The 15,877-nt window shown below is 71.7% G+C and carries 14 protein-coding genes; 8 read left to right on the plus strand and 6 right to left on the minus strand.

The features are described 5' to 3' along the window. Positions 1 to 20: 20 nt before the first annotated feature. Positions 21 to 2,594 carry an ATP-dependent Clp protease ATP-binding subunit gene (locus ACSP97_RS28755; RefSeq protein WP_440554955.1) on the minus strand — a complete coding sequence of 858 codons (2,574 nt, stop codon included), beginning with the start codon at positions 2,592 to 2,594 and terminating at the stop codon, positions 21 to 23. Between the two features lie 407 nt (positions 2,595 to 3,001). Here ACSP97_RS28755 and ACSP97_RS28760 point away from each other — a divergent pair, with 407 nt between their 5' ends. The 8 genes from ACSP97_RS28760 to ACSP97_RS28795 all read left to right on the plus strand — a co-directional run bounded on the left by ACSP97_RS28760 (position 3,002) and on the right by ACSP97_RS28795 (position 12,305). Then, entirely contained in the window at positions 3,002 to 3,253 is a 252-nt protein-coding gene (locus ACSP97_RS28760) for a helix-turn-helix domain-containing protein (RefSeq protein ID WP_146466170.1), read from the plus strand. A gap of 159 nt (positions 3,254 to 3,412) precedes the next feature. After that, positions 3,413 to 4,255, plus strand: a complete 843-nt coding sequence (locus tag ACSP97_RS28765) for a nitrilase-related carbon-nitrogen hydrolase (protein ID WP_070022821.1) — start codon at positions 3,413 to 3,415, stop codon at positions 4,253 to 4,255. Then, complete coding sequence (locus ACSP97_RS28770) at positions 4,252 to 5,535, plus strand: aspartate aminotransferase family protein (RefSeq protein ID WP_355152135.1); 1,284 nt, start codon at positions 4,252 to 4,254, stop codon at positions 5,533 to 5,535. The genes ACSP97_RS28765 and ACSP97_RS28770 overlap by 4 nt, the downstream gene beginning before the upstream one ends. Positions 5,536 to 5,582: 47 nt before the next feature. Continuing rightward, entirely contained in the window at positions 5,583 to 7,160 is a 1,578-nt protein-coding gene (locus ACSP97_RS28775) for a PucR family transcriptional regulator (protein WP_358674904.1), read from the plus strand. 155 nt (positions 7,161 to 7,315) lie between these two features. Then, a complete protein-coding gene (locus ACSP97_RS28780) occupies positions 7,316 to 8,158 on the plus strand; it encodes a nitrilase-related carbon-nitrogen hydrolase (RefSeq protein WP_355152137.1) in 843 nt (280 codons plus the stop codon). 27 nt (positions 8,159 to 8,185) lie between these two features. Beyond that, positions 8,186 to 9,589: a dihydropyrimidinase gene (hydA, locus tag ACSP97_RS28785; protein ID WP_440554958.1), complete on the plus strand. Its 1,404-nt coding sequence runs from the start codon at positions 8,186 to 8,188 to the stop codon at positions 9,587 to 9,589. Positions 9,590 to 9,600: 11 nt separating this feature from the next. Then, positions 9,601 to 10,623 (plus strand): TIGR03842 family LLM class F420-dependent oxidoreductase, encoded by a 1,023-nt coding sequence (locus tag ACSP97_RS28790; protein WP_355152139.1) that lies wholly within the window; start codon positions 9,601 to 9,603, stop codon positions 10,621 to 10,623. 152 nt (positions 10,624 to 10,775) lie between these two features. Next, positions 10,776 to 12,305 carry an NCS1 family nucleobase:cation symporter-1 gene (locus ACSP97_RS28795; protein WP_355531551.1) on the plus strand — a complete coding sequence of 510 codons (1,530 nt, stop codon included), beginning with the start codon at positions 10,776 to 10,778 and terminating at the stop codon, positions 12,303 to 12,305. 31 nt (positions 12,306 to 12,336) lie between these two features. Here the strand turns inward: ACSP97_RS28795 and ACSP97_RS28800 are convergent, their stop codons facing one another. From ACSP97_RS28800 to ACSP97_RS28820, 5 genes are all read right to left on the minus strand, one after another. Next, positions 12,337 to 13,011 carry a hypothetical protein gene (locus tag ACSP97_RS28800; protein WP_440554961.1) on the minus strand — a complete coding sequence of 225 codons (675 nt, stop codon included), beginning with the start codon at positions 13,009 to 13,011 and terminating at the stop codon, positions 12,337 to 12,339. A 154-nt stretch (positions 13,012 to 13,165) separates the two neighbouring features. Next, positions 13,166 to 13,705, minus strand: a complete 540-nt coding sequence (locus ACSP97_RS28805; protein ID WP_440554962.1) for a hypothetical protein — start codon at positions 13,703 to 13,705, stop codon at positions 13,166 to 13,168. Beyond that, complete coding sequence (locus ACSP97_RS28810; protein WP_440554964.1) at positions 13,683 to 14,981, minus strand: WXG100 family type VII secretion target; 1,299 nt, start codon at positions 14,979 to 14,981, stop codon at positions 13,683 to 13,685. Before ACSP97_RS28810 ends, ACSP97_RS28805 begins: the two co-directional genes overlap by 23 nt. Next, a complete protein-coding gene (locus tag ACSP97_RS28815) occupies positions 14,981 to 15,283 on the minus strand; it encodes a DUF6317 family protein (RefSeq protein ID WP_364733557.1) in 303 nt (100 codons plus the stop codon). Before ACSP97_RS28815 ends, ACSP97_RS28810 begins: the two co-directional genes overlap by 1 nt. Then, positions 15,280 to 15,822, minus strand: coding sequence for an SAV_915 family protein (locus ACSP97_RS28820; protein WP_355322637.1), 543 nt, complete (start codon positions 15,820 to 15,822; stop codon positions 15,280 to 15,282). The genes ACSP97_RS28815 and ACSP97_RS28820 overlap by 4 nt, the downstream gene beginning before the upstream one ends. Positions 15,823 to 15,877: the final 55 nt, after the last annotated feature.

Consider the following 15,877-nt stretch of genomic DNA (forward strand, 5'->3'; position numbering starts at 1 on the left):
CCCACGGCACCGCGGAACCCTCAGCCCATCGGGTCGCGAGGCGGCGCCGACCGGGCCTCGGGCGCGGCGGGCGCCGGCGGCTCGGACGTGTGGAAGTCCAGCCGCCCGTCCGCGACGTCCACGGTGACCCGGCCGCCCTCGGAGATCGTGCCGTCCAGCAGCAGCCGGGACAGCCGGTTGTCCACCTCCCGCTGGATGGTGCGGCGCAACGGCCGGGCGCCGTACTCCGGCTGGTAGCCACGTTCGGCGAGCCAGTCGACGGCCGCGTCCGTGAACTCCACCGAGACGCCCTGGCCGTCCAGCAGCCGCCGGGTGCTTTCCAGCAGCAGGTCGGTGATCTGCCGCAGCTGCTCGCCGGTCAGCTGGCGGAAGACCACGATCTCGTCGATCCGGTTGAGGAACTCCGGCCGGAAGTGCTCGCGCAGCGGCCGCAGGATCTGCTCGCGCCGCGCCTCCTCGTCCGCGTCCGCGCCGCCCGGACCGAACCCGATCCCCGCGCCGCGCCGGGTGATCGCCTCCGAGCCCAGATTGCTGGTCATCACGACGACCGTGTTGGTGAAGTCCACCGTGCGGCCCTGGGAGTCGGTCAGCCGGCCGTCGTCCAGCACCTGGAGCAGGATGTTGAAGACGTCCGGGTGCGCCTTCTCCACCTCGTCGAGCAGCAGCAGCGAGTACGGGTGCCGGCGCACCACCTCGGTGAGCTGGCCGGCCTCCTCGTGCCCGACGTACCCGGGCGGGGCGCCGACCAGCCGGGAGACGGTGTGCCGCTCCTGGTACTCGCTCATGTCCAGCCGGACCATGCGGTCCTCGCTGCCGAACAGGGCCTCGGCGAGCGCGCGGGCCAACTCCGTCTTGCCGACGCCGGTCGGGCCGAGGAAGAGGAAGCTGCCGATGGGCCGGCGGGGGCTGGCGAGCCCGGCGCGCGAGCGCAGCACCGCCTCGGCGACCACGGCGACGGCCTCCTCCTGGCCGACCACCCGCTGATGCAGATGCTCCTCCAGGCCGAGCAGCCGTTCCTTCTCCTCCTGGGTGAGGCGGCTGACCGGGATGCCGGTCTGCCGGGACACCACCTCGGCGATGGACTCGGCCGTCACCTCCAGCTGACCCTCGTCGGCCTGCCCGTCACCGCTGGTCTCGGTGATGCGCTGCTTCAGCTCCGCGATCCGGTCGCGCAGCCGCTTGGCCTCCTCGTAGTCCTCGTCGGCGACCGCCTGGTCCTTGTCCCGGACCAGCTGGTCCACCTCGCGCTCCATCGCCCGCACATCGGTGCCCTTGGTGCGGGCGCCGAGCCGGACCCGGGCACCGGCCTGGTCGATCAGGTCGATCGCCTTGTCCGGCAGCCGCCGGTCGGTGAGGTACCGGTCGGACAGCTCCACGGCGGCGAGCAGCGCCTCGTCGGTGTAGCGGACCTGGTGGTGGGCCTCGTAGCGGTCGCGCAGTCCGCGCAGGATCTCGATGGTGTCCTGCACCGTCGGCTCGGGCACCAGCACCGGCTGGAAGCGGCGGGCCAGCGCCGCGTCCTTCTCGATCCGCCGGAACTCCTCCAGGGTGGTGGCGCCCACGATGTGCAGCTCGCCCCGGGCGAGCGCGGGCTTGAGGATGTTGCCCGCGTCCAGCGCGCCGCCCTCGCCGCCGGAGCCCGCCCCGACGACGGTGTGCAGTTCGTCGATGAACACGATCAGCCGGTCGGAGTTGGCGCGGATCTCCTCCACGATGTTGTTCAGGCGCTCCTCGAAGTCGCCGCGGTAGCGGGTGCCGGCCACCACCCCGGTGAGGTCGAGCGCGACGACCCGCCGCCCGGCGAGCACGTCCGGCACGTCGCCGTCGGCGATCCGCTGCGCGAGTCCCTCCACGATGGCCGTCTTGCCGACGCCCGCGTCGCCGATCAGCACCGGGTTGTTCTTGCCGCGCCGGGACAGCACCTCGATGGTCTGCTCGATCTCGGTGTCCCGGCCGATCACCGGGTCGACCCGGCCCTGCCGGGCGAGGTCGGTCAGATCACGGCCGTACTTGTCCAGGGTGGGCGTGTTGGTGGGCCGCTGCCGCTCCGTACGGACCTGGCCGGTGCTCTCCGGCGGCTCCGGGGGCAGCGCGCCCGCCGGGAACCGGGCCGCGTGCAGGATGTGCCCGGCGGCCGAGTCTGGGTTCGAGGCCAGCGCGCTGAGCACGTGCTCGGGGCCGATGTACCCGGCGCCGCTGGAGCGCGCCATGTCGTGCGCGTCCAGCAGGGCCCGCTTCACCGCCGGGGTCAGGGACAGGGAGGTCGGCGGCGGCACCTCGCCCGGCGGGTGCTGCACCGGGCCCGCCCGGTCGTCGATCTCGGTGGCGAGCGAGTCGGGGTCGGCACCGGCCCGGCTCAGCAGGCTGCGGGTGGGCTCGGTGGCCACGGCGGCGCGCAGCAGATGCTGGGTGTCCAGGTCCCGGCTGCCGTGCTCGGCGGCGTACTGGGCGGCTCCTCTGACCAGCTCCCGCGCCGGCTGGCTGAGCAGCCGGCCGATGTCGATGTGGCGGGGGCCGGGGGCTCCGCCGGCGGCGCCGCTGAAGAAGCGGGCGAGGAATTCGCCGAAGGGGTCAGGAGGGTAGCCGTTGGTCATGGCGATGCTTTCCTTCGCTGACGGTGGCTCCGCCGGGTAACCGGGGTGGGGGGTGCTCATGCCCACGATGGCATGAAGTCTTGGGGCGGGCATGTTCGCCCGGGCGCCCCGAAGCGGCTCCCGCACGCCACCGCGGCCCCGCGCGCGTACGGGGGTCCCGCAGGCCGGCGGAGAGGGCGTGGGCTGGTGTGCGGGCGCCTGACCGGCGGTGCGGTGAGCCCCGAGGGCCGCTCCGCGCGCTGATCGCCTGGGCCGCCGTTCCGAAGGCAGGGGGCGCCGTTTCCGGGCCGGACCTTTGGTGCGTGTCGTGGCCGGGGGGCTTCGCAGGCGGCGCCGCTCCGCCCTGCCGGTATTTTAATAGGGCATCCGGTATACGGTTTACAGACCGGGGCGGGCACAATGGGCCCATGGTGCGCACCCCTCTCACCCCCGAAGAACGCGACCGCGGCGAGCGGCTCGGGCGGCTGCTGCGTGCGGCCCGTGGCGACCGGAGCATGGTCGAGGTCGCCGCCGCGGCGGGCGTCTCGGCCGAGACGCTGCGGAAGATCGAGACGGGGCGGGCGCCGACCCCCGCGTTCTTCACCGTGGCCGCCGTGGCCGCGGTGCTCGGCCTGTCCATGGACGACCTGGCCGCACACTGCACCCTGGCCGCCGCCTGAGGGGCGCGCGCCCGCTCACCCACAGGAGTGCGAAACAGGATCGACTCCGCGGCTTGACGGCAATGGTCTTGGCAAGGGGCGCCAAGAGGCTTACGTTCGTGCCTCTACGGCCTGCTCTACGGGCGTAGAGGCTCTGACGTCGTGTCGAAGGAGCAGCTCATGGCCAACGTCGTCCGCGCCGCTCTGGTCCAGGCCACCTGGACCGGCGACACCGAGTCCATGGTGGCGAAACACGAGGAGCACGCCCGCGAGGCGGCCCGCCGGGGCGCGGGGATCATCGGGTTCCAGGAGGTCTTCAACGCCCCCTACTTCTGCCAGGTCCAGGAACCGGAGCACTACCGCTGGGCCGAGCCGGTGCCGGACGGCCCGACCGTCACCCGGATGGCGCAGCTCGCGCGCGAGACCGGCATGGTGATCGTCGCCCCGGTGTTCGAGGTCGAGCAGTCCGGCTTCTACTACAACACCGCCGCCGTGATCGACGCGGACGGCACCTACCTCGGCAAGTACCGCAAGCACCACATCCCCCAGCTCAAGGGCTTCTGGGAGAAGTACTACTTCAAACCCGGCAACCTGGGCTGGCCGGTCTTCGACACCGCCGTCGGCAAGGTCGGCGTCTACATCTGCTACGACCGTCACTTCCCGGAGGGCTGGCGGCAACTGGGCCTGGCCGGAGCCCAGTTGGTGTACAACCCGTCGGCCACCCACCGGAGCCTGTCCAGCCACCTGTGGCAGCTGGAGCAGCCGGCGGCGGCCGTCGCCAACGAGTACTTCATCGCCGCCATCAACCGGGTCGGGCGGGAGGAGTACGGCGACAACGACTTCTACGGGACCTCCTACTTCGTGGACCCGCGCGGCCGGTTCGTCGGCGACACCGCGGGCGACAAGGCCGACGAACTCCTCGTCCGCGACCTCGACTTCGGCCTGATCGACGACGTGCGGCAGCAGTGGGCCTTCTACCGCGACCGCCGTCCCGACGCCTACGAAGGGCTGGTGCAGCCGTGAGCGACCTCTACTCCCGTCACCGCAGGGTCATGCCCGACTGGCTCGCCCTCTACTACGACGACCCCATCGAGATCACGCACGGCGAGGGCCGCCACGTCTGGGACTCCGACGGCCGCCGCTACCTGGACTTCTTCGGCGGCATCCTCACCACCATGACCGCACACGCGCTGCCCGAGGTGACCAAGGCGGTCAGCGAGCAGGCCGGGCGCATCCTGCACTCCTCGACCCTCTACCTCAACCGGCCGATGGTCGAACTCGCCGAGCGCGTCGCCCAGGTGAGCGGCATCCCGGACGCCCGCGTCTTCTTCACCACCTCCGGCACCGAGGCCAACGACGCCGCCCTGCTGCTCGCCACGACGTACCGGCGCAGCAACACCGTCCTCGCCATGCGCAACAGCTACCACGGCCGTTCCTTCTCCACCGTCGGCATCACCGGCAACCGCAGTTGGTCCCCGACCTCCCTGTCACCGTTGCAGACCCTGTACGTGCACGGCGGCGTCCGCACCCGGGGCCCCTTCGCCCATCTGGACGACCGCGCCTTCATCGACGCGTGCGTGGCCGACCTGAAGGACGTCCTCGGGCACACCCGCCCGCCCGCCGCGCTGATCGCGGAACCCGTCCAGGGCGTCGGCGGATTCACCTCGCCGCCCGACGGACTGTATGCGGAATTCCGTGAACTGCTGACCGCACACGGCATCCTGTGGATCTCCGACGAGGTGCAGACCGGCTGGGGCCGCACCGGAGACCACTTCTGGGGCTGGCAGGCGCACGGCCGCAGCGGCCCGCCCGACATCGTCACCTTCGCCAAGGGCATCGGCAACGGCATGTCCATCGGCGGTGTCATCGCCCGCTCCGAGATCATGAACTGCCTCGACGCCAACAGCATCTCCACCTTCGGCGGCACCCAGATCACCATGGCCGCCGGCCTCGCCAACCTCACCTACCTCCTCGAACACGACCTCCAGGGCAACGCCCGCCGGGTCGGCGGCCTGCTCATCGAGCGGCTGCGGGCCGTCGCCGCCCAGCTGCCCGGGGTGCGCGAGGTCCGCGGACGCGGACTGATGATCGGCATCGAGCTGGTGAAGCCGGGCACCGACGACGCCGACCCGCAGGCGGCCGCCGCCGTCCTGGAGGCGGCCCGCGCCCAGGGCCTGCTCATCGGCAAGGGCGGCGGCCACGACACCAGCGCCCTGCGCATCGCGCCGCCGCTGTCGCTGACCGTCGCCGAGGCCGAGGAGGGCGCCGCCATCCTCGAAAACGCGCTGCGGAGCGCGTACTGACACCGAGGGGAACACCCGGCACCGCCGAGCACCGAGGGGATACGGCCATGACCACGACCTCAGGAACCGGACCCGCCGCCCCGCCGGAACCCGCCCTCTCCGTGCGCCAGGTGCTGACCCTGGAGCGGGTCCTGGCCGGCCGGCCCGAGGTGGTGGCGGGCGCCGGCGGCCTGGACCGGCCGGTGCGCTGGGTGCACGTCGCCGAGGCCGCCGACGTGGGCGTGATGCTCAGCGGCGGCGAGATGGTGCTCACCACGGGGGTGCTGCTCGCCGGCGACGAGGCCAAACAGGCCGAGTACATCCGGTCCCTGCACCGCGCCGAGGCCGCCGCCGTGGTCCTCGGCCTCGGCCGGGCCTTTCCCACGCCGCCCGAGGTGATGCGCCGCGCCGCCGAACGCTGCGGGCTGCCCCTGGTCGTCCTGCACCGCCCCTTCCCCTTCGCCGAGCTGACCGAGGAGGTCCAGTCCCGGCTACTGCGGCGCAAGTTCGCCGCCGTCAGCCTCTCCGAGGCGGTCCGCACCGACCTCACCGCGCTGATCACGGCCGGCGCCCCGCTGCAACGGCTGCTGGACGAGGTCGCCCGGCACGGCGGCTGCCCCGTCGTCGTCACCAACCTCGCCCACCGCGTCCTCGCCACGGCGGGGGAGCGGTCCGCGGTGGACGACGTGCTGCGCGACTGGGAGCGCATCGCCCGGCAGACCGGCGGCGCCGGCGACGAGTGGATCCGCGCCGAACTCGGCGGGCGCGGCGAGCGCTGGGGCCGGCTGCTGCTGTGCGGCTACCGGGGCGACGCCGCGACCGGGCGGCTGCTCGCCGACCGCGCCGCCGAGGCCCTGGTCCTGCACCGCATGCTCGGCGGCGGCTCCGCGCACAGCTGGGAGGAACAGTCCGCGCAGAGCCTGCTCACCGACCTCGTCTCCGGCGTCGTACCGGCCCGGCAACTGCTGCCGCGGGCCCGCGCGGCCGGACTGCCGGTCAATCTGCGCACCTTCGTGCCGCTCGTCGTCCCCGACGCCGAACCCGCCGTGCTCGACCGGATGCTGCGGGTGCTGGGCCTGTCCGGACTGGCCGGCGAACTGTCCGACGGGGTCACCGCCGTACTGCTCAGCCTGCCCCGCGACCGGCCCGCCGAGACCCTCCTCACACACTTCGCGGCCCGGCTGCGCGAGGGCACCGGGCGGCCGGACGCCGTGGTCGCCGCCGCGGACCCGCGCACCCTCTGGGACGAGGTGCCCGCCGGACTGCGCGAGGCCCGGCACGTGGCCGAGGCCGTCGCCGGTTCCGCCGCCGCCCTCGGCCTGCCCGCCGTCGTCCGACTCAAGGACGTCCATCTGCGGGGCCTGGTCCGGCTGTTGCGCGACGACCCGCATGTGCAGTCCTTCGCCGAACGGGAGCTGGACGGGCTGCTGTGCACGGCCGAACCCGAACTGCTCGGCGTGCTGCGCACCTATCTGGCCACCGGCCGCAACAAGTCCCGCACCGCCCTGCTCCACCATGTCTCCCGGCCCGCGCTCTACCGCCGCCTGGAGGCCATACAGGACCGCCTCGGCGTCGACCTGGACGACTTCGAGCAGGCCGCCTCGGTGCACATCGCGCTTCTCGCGCATGACGCGCAACAACGCTGACACCTGAGACCACCTGGGAAAACGGCGGTGAAACATGGGCCCACGAAGACATGACACGGTGGCACGCCGACCGTCCGCGGACGTGACACGCTGCCCGTCGAACCGCGCCCGACCGCTTCCTAGGCTCACCGGACACCCACCGAACGGAGGCTTCGATGAGCCGAGTGATCCGAGCCGCCCTCTTCCAGGCCGCCTGGACCGGCGACAAGGAATCCATGATCCAGGTGCACGAGCAGGCCGTCCGCGACGCGGCCGCCCAGGGCGCCCAAGTCCTCTGTTTCCAGGAGCTGTTCTACGGCCCCTACTTCTGCCAGGTGCAGGACAAGGCGTTCTACGACTACGCCGAGCGGATCCCCGACGGCCCGACCGTGCGGCGCTTCCAGTCCCTCGCCCGCGCCCTCGGCATCGTGCTCATCCTGCCGATGTACGAGGAGGAGCAGCCGGGTGTCCTCTACAACACCGCCGCCGTGATCGACGCGGACGGCACGTACCTCGGCAAGTACCGCAAGACCCACATCCCCCAGGTGCGCGGGTTCTGGGAGAAGTTCTACTTCCGCCCGGGCAACAGCGGCTGGCCCGTCTTCGACACCGCCGTCGGCCGGATCGGCGTCTACATCTGCTACGACCGCCACTTCCCCGAGGGCTGGCGGGCCCTCGGCCTCGCCGGCGCCGAGATCGTCTTCAACCCCTCGGCCACCTCCCGGGGCCTGTCCCGCTACCTGTGGCAGCTGGAGCAGCCCGCGGCGGCCGTCGCCAACGAGTACTTCGTCGGCGCCATCAACCGGGTCGGCGTGGAGGACCTCGGCGACAACGACTTCTACGGCACCACGTACTTCGTGGACCCCGAGGCCCAGTACGTCGGCGAGGTCGCGAGCGACAAGGAGAACGAACTCGTCGTACGCGACCTGGACCTCGCCAAACTCCGCGAGGTCCGCGACCGCTGGCAGTTCTACCGGGACCGGGCCCCGGGCGCGTACACGCCGCTGACCGCGCCGTGACCGAAGCCGAGTGATCCAAGGAGCAGCATGAGCAGCCGTACCGTCATCCGCGGTGGCCTCGTCGTCACCGCGTCGGACGAGATCCACGCCGACGTCCTCATCGAGGACGGCCGCATCGCCGCGCTGGCGGCGTCCGGCACCCCCGCTGCCGCCGCGTTCACCGCCGACCGCACCATCGACGCCACCGGGAAATACGTCATCCCCGGCGGCGTCGACGGCCACACCCACATGGAGATGCCGTTCGGCGGCACCTACGCCTCCGACACCTTCGAGACCGGCACCCGCGCCGCCGCCTGGGGCGGTACGACCACGATCGTGGACTTCGCCATCCAGAGCGTCGGCCACTCCCTGCGCGAGGGACTGGACGCCTGGCACGCAAAGGCGGAGGGCAACTGCGCGATCGACTACGCCTTCCACATGATCGTCTCCGACGTCCGCGACGAGACGCTGAAGGAGATGGACCTGCTGGTGGAGGAGGGGGTGACCTCCTTCAAGCAGTTCATGGCCTACCCGGGGGTCTTCTACTCCGACGACGGCCAGATCCTGCGCGCCATGCAGCGGGCCGCCGGCAACGGCGGACTGATCATGATGCACGCCGAGAACGGCATCGCCATCGACGTCCTCGTGGAACAGGCACTCGCCCGCGGCGAGACCGACCCGCGCCACCACGGCGAGGTCCGCAAGGCACTGCTGGAGGCCGAGGCCACCCACCGCGCCATTCGGCTCGCCCAGGTCGCCGGCGCGCCGCTGTACGTCGTCCACGTCTCTGCGGCGGAGGCGCTCGCCGAGCTGGCGCGGGCCCGGGACGACGGCCTGAACGTGTTCGGCGAGACCTGCCCGCAGTACCTGTTCCTGTCCACCGACAACCTCGCCGAGCCGGACTTCGAGGGCGCCAAGTACGTGTGCTCGACGCCGTTGCGGCCCAGGGAGCACCAGGCGGCCCTGTGGCGGGGCCTGCGCACCAACGACCTCCAGGTGGTCTCCACCGACCACTGCCCGTTCTGCTTCACCGGCCAGAAGGAGCTGGGCCGCGGCGACTTCTCCAAGATCCCCAACGGCCTGCCGGGCGTGGAGAACCGCATGGACCTGCTCCACCAGGCCGTCGTCGAGGGCCGCATCTCCCGCCGCCGCTGGATCGAGATCGCCTGCGCCACCCCGGCGCGGATGTTCGGCCTCTACCCGAAGAAGGGCACCATCGCCCCGGGCGCCGACGCCGACGTGGTGATCTACGACCCGCACGCCGAGCAGATCATGTCCGCCGAGACCCACCACATGAACGTCGACTACTCGGCGTACGAGGGCAAGCGGACCACCGGCCGGGTGGAGACCGTCCTCTCGCGCGGCGAACCGGTCATCGACCGGCGCGCGTACACCGGGCACGCCGGACACGGCGTCTACACCCCGCGCTCCACCTGTCAGTACCTCAACTAGGAGTGGCGCCCATGGACTTCGGACTCGTCCTGCAGACCGACCCGCCGGCCTCCCGCGTCATCGACCTCATGCGACGGGCCGAGCGGAACGGCTTCACCCACGGCTGGACCTTCGACTCCGCCGTGCTCTGGCAGGAGCCGTTCGTGATCTACAGCCAGATCCTCGCCCAGACACGCAACCTGACGGTCGGGCCGATGGTCACCAACCCGTCCACCCGCACCCCGGAGGTCACCGCCTCCACCTTCGCCACCCTCAACGACATGTTCGGCAACCGCACCGTCTGCGGCATCGGCCGCGGCGACTCCGCGATGCGGGTGGCGGGCCGCAGGCCCAACACCCTCGCACGGATCAGCGAGGCCATGAAGGTGATCCGCGCCCTCGGCCGCGGCGACCCCGCCGACCTCGGCGGCGGCACGACCGTGAAGTTCCCCTGGGTCCGGCCGGGCGCCCGGCTCCCCGTCTGGATGGCCGCGTACGGCCCCAAGGCGCTGAAGATGACCGGCGAGGAGGCCGACGGGTTCATCCTCCAGCTGGCCGACGTCTACCTCACCGAGTACATGGTGAAGGCCGTCAAGGACGCGGCCCGGGCGGCCGGGCGCGACCCCGCCGAGGTGACCGTCTGCGTGGCGGCCCCCGCGTACGTCACCGCCGACGACTCGCCCGAGGCCCTCGCCCACGCCCGCGCGCAGTGCCGCTGGTTCGGCGGCATGGTCGGCAACCACGTGGCCGACCTGGTCGGCAAGTACGGCGAGCACTCCGCCCAGGTGCCCGGCGAACTCACCGACTACATCAAGGCCCGGCAGGGCTACGACTACGCCCACCACGGGCGCAGCGGCAACCCGGACACCGAGTTCGTGCCCGACGAGATCGTGGACCGGTTCTGTCTGATCGGCCCGGCCGAGCGGCACATCGAGAAACTGAACGCCCTGCGCGCCCTGGGCGTCGACCAGTTCGCGCTGTACGACATGCACGACGCCCAGGAGGCCACCATCGACGCCTACGGCACGAAGGTGATCCCGGCCGTCAACTCCTGACCGTACGGTCTCCGTTCGTCTCTCCCGCCGATCCCCTCGGGGGTCCACCCCAACCCCCCACCCCTGGTCACCCCTCCCCGCCTCCCCGCGGGGAGGGGCTGGTGCCCGCACGGCCTCCGCCGACCCACCTCGTTTCCGATTGGGGCCTGCCCATGACCGACACCGCTCCCGCCGGCATACCACCGACGGCCCAAGTCACCCTTCCCGACGGCCGGGTGGAGATCGCCCCCGGCGCTCCGCAGCCCAGCGGCCGCTACGCCAACGAGGACCTGCTGCCGGTCCCGGTCGGCGGGCGCACGTGGACGACGTACAACTTCACGGCGCTGTGGGTCGGCATGGCCCACAACACCGCCTCCTGGACGCTGGCCTCCGGTCTGATCGCCGTCGGCATGGACTGGAAGCAGGCGGTGTTCACCATCGCCGTCGCCAATCTGGTCGTGCTGGTCCCGATGCTGCTGACCGGGCACGCGGGACCCAAGTACGGCATCCCCTTCCCCGTCTTCGCCCGCGCCTCCTTCGGGGTGCGCGGCGCCAACCTGCCCGCCGTCGTGCGGGCGTTGGTGGCCTGCGGCTGGTTCGGCATCCAGACGTGGATCGGCGGTGAGGCCATCTACTTCCTCGCCGGGAAACTGATCGGCGGCAGCTGGTCGAACGCGGCGCACATCGGCGGTTACGCCTGGACCATGTGGCTGTCATTCGCGATCTTCTGGGCGCTGCAAGTGGCCATCATCCACCGGGGGATGGAGACCATCCGCCGTTTCGAGAACTGGGCCGCGCCGTTCGTGCTGGTCGGCGCGTTCGTGATGCTGTGGTGGATGGCGAGCAGGGCGGGCGGTGTCGGCCCGCTGTTCGACCAGCCCTCCAGGCTGAGCTGGGGCGGGTCGTTCTGGAAGCTGTTCTGGCCGTCCCTGATGGGCATGATCGGGTTCTGGTCCACCCTGTCCCTGAACATCCCGGACTTCACCCGCTACGGCCGCAGCCAGCGCGCCCAGACCTGGGGCCAGGCGCTCGGCCTGCCCACCACCATGACCCTCTTCGCCTTCCTCTCCGTCCTGGTCACCTCCGGCTCCCAGGCGGTCTACGGAAAGCCGGTGTGGGACCCGGTGCAGCTGGCCGCGAAGACCGACAACCCGGTCGGCCTGCTCTACGCCCTGGTCACCGTCCTGGTGGCGACCCTCTCGGTGAACATCGCGGCCAACCTGGTCTCGCCGGCCTTCGACTTCTCCAACGTGGCGCCGCGCAAGGTGAGTTTCCGCGCCGGGGCGCTGATCACCGCGGTCCTCGCGGTGCTGATCTTCCCCTGGAAGCTGTACTCCGACCCGCAGGGCTACATCTTCACCTGGCTCGGCCTGGTCGGCGGGCTGCTCGGCACCGTCGCCGGCATCCTCGTCGCCGACTACTGGTTCCTGCGCCGCACCCGGCTGGACCTCGCCGACCTGTACCGCACCGGCGGCCGCTACTGGTACGCGGGCGGCTGGAACTGGCGGGCGGTCGTCGCCTTCCTGGCCGGCGGCGTCCTCGCGATCGGCGGCGCCCGCCTCGAGCCGCTGTTCGACGGCCGTCCGATCCCCGCCCTCTCCCCGCTCGCCGACTACGGCTGGGCGGTCGGCCTGGGCACCTCGCTGGTGCTGTACCTGGCCCTGTCCCTGACGACCGGCGGCAGGCGGCGCACCACGGCCTGACCCCGCCGGGGGACGTCCTGGTCCGTGCGGGCTAGGACGTCCCGCCCCCGCCCCCGAGCGCCGCCACGGCGGCCCGCGCGGCCTTGATGGCGCCGGTGTTGATCTCGTCCGTCCCCGGCGCCTTCTTGGTGTCGAAGTCGCTGCCGCTGTACGTCACCACCACCACCGCGTTGGAGACGCGCACCATCACCACGCCCTCGCGGGTCTGCTGCTTGTCCTCGGTGCTGAGGTTCACGACCGAGTACGCGCTGTCCCCGAGCCCCGGCACGGTGCCGCCGCCGCTCTTCTTGCCCATCTGCTGCTGGTACTGCCGGGTGGCCTCCTGCACCGACTCGCCGATCTCGTACGACACGTCGAGCCAGCGGTAGTCGTAGCCGTGCAGGGCGTTCCAGGAACAGGTGCGGCGCAGCGTGGGATCGGTCGAGGGGATCTCCTTGCCGCCCGTCTTCGCCCCCGGCACCAAGGACTTGACCGTCGACGCGGGCACGGCGGAGCAGGGGGCGGGCGAGGTGGAGTACGCCTTCGCCTGCGCACTGGCCGAGGCCGCGGGCGCGGACGACCCTCCGGACGCCTTCGGATCCGCCGGGCGCCCCGCGGCGGTGGACGGCGCGGCCGGAGCGGAGGACAGCGCCCACCCGGCACAGGCGAGGACCACGACCGGCGTCAACCGGGCGGCGAGGGCGAGCGGCAGAGGCAGAGAACGCACGGCGCACATCTCGTTGAGAAGGGGGGACGAGGACGACAGTGTCACACGGCTGTCCGTGTGGCGGAAGCGCGAACTCGCTGGGTGTTCACGCGATCACAGCAGCGCGCTCACGACGTACCGCTCCGCCCGGTTCGCAGTGTCGTGAGCGCCTGGATCAGCGGCCCGTGGAGTGCGTCTCCACCCAGCGGCGGGCGCCGACCTCGCTGGGCGATTCACGGACGGCGAAGAGCGCGGCCACCGCGCCGACGCACCACGCGACGATCGGAGGCAACACCGGCGCGGCGATGAGGAGTGGAATGAGACCGGCCCGGGACCAGTACACGGCACGACGGGACTCCGCACGCCGGCCCACGCGGACCTCGTCGGGTGCCGGCGGGTCCTGAAACAGGCGGCGCAGTCTCCGGCGTTGGCTGACCCAGCCCCAGACGACGGTCACGCACGAAGCGGCGATCTGCACGATGTCCCAGATATGGCGCGCACGGGGCGGAAGATAGGTGCGCGGGACACCCGAGTACATCGCGAGCGCGAAGGAGCAGAAGAACGCCATGACGACGAGCCACAACAGGGCATTGGCCGTACGGCGCAGCCAGTAGCGCGGCCCGCGTGCGTACCAGGTGGTGCCGAGCCCTGGCAGCGAGGGGATCCGGACGGATGCCGAGGAGGCCGCGGCCTCAGAAGATGCTCTTGATGCCATGCCACACATCGTCTTTCAGTCGTACGAAGTCGCCGCCGGTCTTGGACAGCACGTGTCCCGTGCCTGTCAGCACACCACCGACCACACCGTGGTCGTGGATGTCCTCGCTCCAGTGCTCGTGGAGGGAGTGGTCGATGAGGCCGGTCGCGCCGATGACCACGACACCGCCGACCCCGGCCACCACGGCGGTGGGGACCTCGACGGGTGCGGCCGCCACCAGGCCCGCGGTGATGGCCGTGCCCGCCACCAGGCCGCCGACGTTGGCGCCGCCGTCCACGGCGATCGACTTCTGCCACGACCAGCCCTTGTCGTGGTCGTCGGAGGCCTCCAGCAGACCGCACGCGCCGGCCGCGGCGACGTCCAGCACCGGGATCTCCTTCAGGAAGTCCGGCACCGCCTCCAGGCTCTTGCCCGCGCGCAGCAGATCCGCCGCGTCGGCCAGCTTCACGTTGAGCGCGCGGTCGTAGGGCAGCTTGGTGCTGCCGTTCTCGGCGCGCGCAATCGCGTCCTCCAGGTCGTCCACCTTGGTCAGCGCGTCCTTGTACGCGCTCTTGGCGGGCAGGTCCTTGGGCAGCGCCTTGCCCGCCTTCTGGTAGGCCTTGCGCTCCGCGCGCAGCTCCTTCTTGGCGTCCTGCGCCGCCTGCTTGGCGTCGTCGAGCTTCTCCCGCGCCTGCGCGCCGCCGGCCCGGGCGTCCTCGGCGTCGTACGCGTACAGGCCGCGCAGGTAGTCCGCGATGGTGGTCTTGTCCCCGGTGGACACCGAGCCGTCCTTGGCCGTCACCTTGTCGTAGAGGTCTGACAGCTTCTGCGCCGCGTCCAGACGCGCGTGCTGCGCGGTGTGCAGGATCCCGTCGCGCACCTTGGCGTACTCGTTCATCGCCGAGATGGCCTTCTGGTCGTCCGCGCTCGGCGGATTCGCCGTCATGATCGGCACCGGCGCGCCCTTGGAGTCCGTCGACACGCCCTTGCCGGCGGCGACGTGCTCCGCGTTCTGCAGCGACGTCTCGCAGGTCGACAACGCGTCGGCGAGGTCGCCCAGAATGCCGCCGACCTCGGAGACCAGTTCGGCGAAGGCGCCGGCCGTGAACTCGTCCTCGGACCACACGCCGCGGAACGTCTTCGCCGCCTCGCCCTTCCAACTGGCGTCGTCCGCCAGTTTGTCGACGGCCCTGCTCAGCACCTTCACCACGCCGTCGAGCTTGTCCTTGGCGTTCTTGTAGGTGCTCGCCATCGTGTGCAGGCCACCGATGTCGCCGCCGACCCAGCTGTCGCCCATCAGTCCAGGCCCTCCGTCAGGTCCTCGAAGACACCGTGGACGTCCACGTCGTGCCGGTGGAAGGAGTCGCGCGCGTACCCGGCCTTGTCACCGCGGTCGTCCAGGTGGTCGGCGAGCCCGATGTGCAGGGCGATGATGAGGTTCGCGACCTCCTTGATCGCGGCGTCCAGCGCCGGGTCGCCGCCGCTGACGATGGGAGGTGACACGTCCGGGGCCAGCTTCCGGTAGTCGCCGGCCTGGTCGTGGAAGGTCTTCGCCAGGGTGGAGAGGTCGTCGTAGACGACCTTGAAGTCGGCCGTCACCGGCGCACCTCCCGCGCGAGGGCGGCCAGGTCCTCGGGCCGCCAGTTGGGCTCTTCGGGTGCGATCCGCGGGTCGAGGAGGACGGTGACGCCCTGCTCGTCCATGCTCTCGGCCAGCGGGCCGAGCGAACCGGCCACCCACGGCTGCGCCTCGCCCAGTGCCTCCGCCAGCTTCGCCGGGGTGGTGAAGGCGAAGGCGACCGTGCCGTGGGACGGGTGCTCGAACAGCTCGATCATGATGAACGGGACGCGCGCGGCGCGGCCCTTGGTGCCCGTCCCGAGGACGGAGCGCGGGTGCGCCGGCACGCACACCGGCGTCTGGTACGGCGGCACGCCCGGCTTGGGGCCGGGCCGGTCGTCGCCGGCCGGGGGCGGGGGAGGGGCGGACTCGGCAAGGTCCAGCAGCCGGGAGCGGCGCGGTTGCGGAGCCTGCGGCGAGGGGGCGGCTCCCGGTGGTGCCGGTTCCGTCCCCACGAAATCGAGCAGGCGTGAATGTATCCGCGCCGCCACCGCCGTCACCTCTTCCCCGTGGTCGTGCATGGCCGATTCAGGCCCGACCACGGTAGCCAGCGGGCGGTGGGGCAAATCCTGTTAT

Origin of the sequence: Streptomyces sp. SCPE 10, from assembly GCF_051980735.1 — a bacterium.
GTDB classification, from domain to species: domain Bacteria; phylum Actinomycetota; class Actinomycetes; order Streptomycetales; family Streptomycetaceae; genus Streptomyces; species Streptomyces misionensis.

What these genes read in the sequence shown, in the direction of transcription:
- ACSP97_RS28755 (WP_440554955.1), bottom strand. Translation starts at nt 2,594, where the DNA reads ATGACCAACGGCTACCCTCCTGACCCCTTCGGCGAATTCCTCGCCCGC.
- ACSP97_RS28760 (WP_146466170.1), top strand. Translation starts at nt 3,002, where the DNA reads ATGGTGCGCACCCCTCTCACCCCCGAAGAACGCGACCGCGGCGAGCGG.
- ACSP97_RS28765 (WP_070022821.1), top strand. Translation starts at nt 3,413, where the DNA reads ATGGCCAACGTCGTCCGCGCCGCTCTGGTCCAGGCCACCTGGACCGGC.
- ACSP97_RS28775 (WP_358674904.1), top strand. Translation starts at nt 5,583, where the DNA reads ATGACCACGACCTCAGGAACCGGACCCGCCGCCCCGCCGGAACCCGCC.
- ACSP97_RS28780 (WP_355152137.1), top strand. Translation starts at nt 7,316, where the DNA reads ATGAGCCGAGTGATCCGAGCCGCCCTCTTCCAGGCCGCCTGGACCGGC.
- hydA (WP_440554958.1), top strand. Translation starts at nt 8,186, where the DNA reads ATGAGCAGCCGTACCGTCATCCGCGGTGGCCTCGTCGTCACCGCGTCG.
- ACSP97_RS28790 (WP_355152139.1), top strand. Translation starts at nt 9,601, where the DNA reads ATGGACTTCGGACTCGTCCTGCAGACCGACCCGCCGGCCTCCCGCGTC.
- ACSP97_RS28795 (WP_355531551.1), top strand. Translation starts at nt 10,776, where the DNA reads ATGACCGACACCGCTCCCGCCGGCATACCACCGACGGCCCAAGTCACC.
- ACSP97_RS28805 (WP_440554962.1), bottom strand. Translation starts at nt 13,705, where the DNA reads ATGGCATCAAGAGCATCTTCTGAGGCCGCGGCCTCCTCGGCATCCGTC.
- ACSP97_RS28810 (WP_440554964.1), bottom strand. Translation starts at nt 14,981, where the DNA reads ATGGGCGACAGCTGGGTCGGCGGCGACATCGGTGGCCTGCACACGATG.
- ACSP97_RS28820 (WP_355322637.1), bottom strand. Translation starts at nt 15,822, where the DNA reads ATGCACGACCACGGGGAAGAGGTGACGGCGGTGGCGGCGCGGATACAT.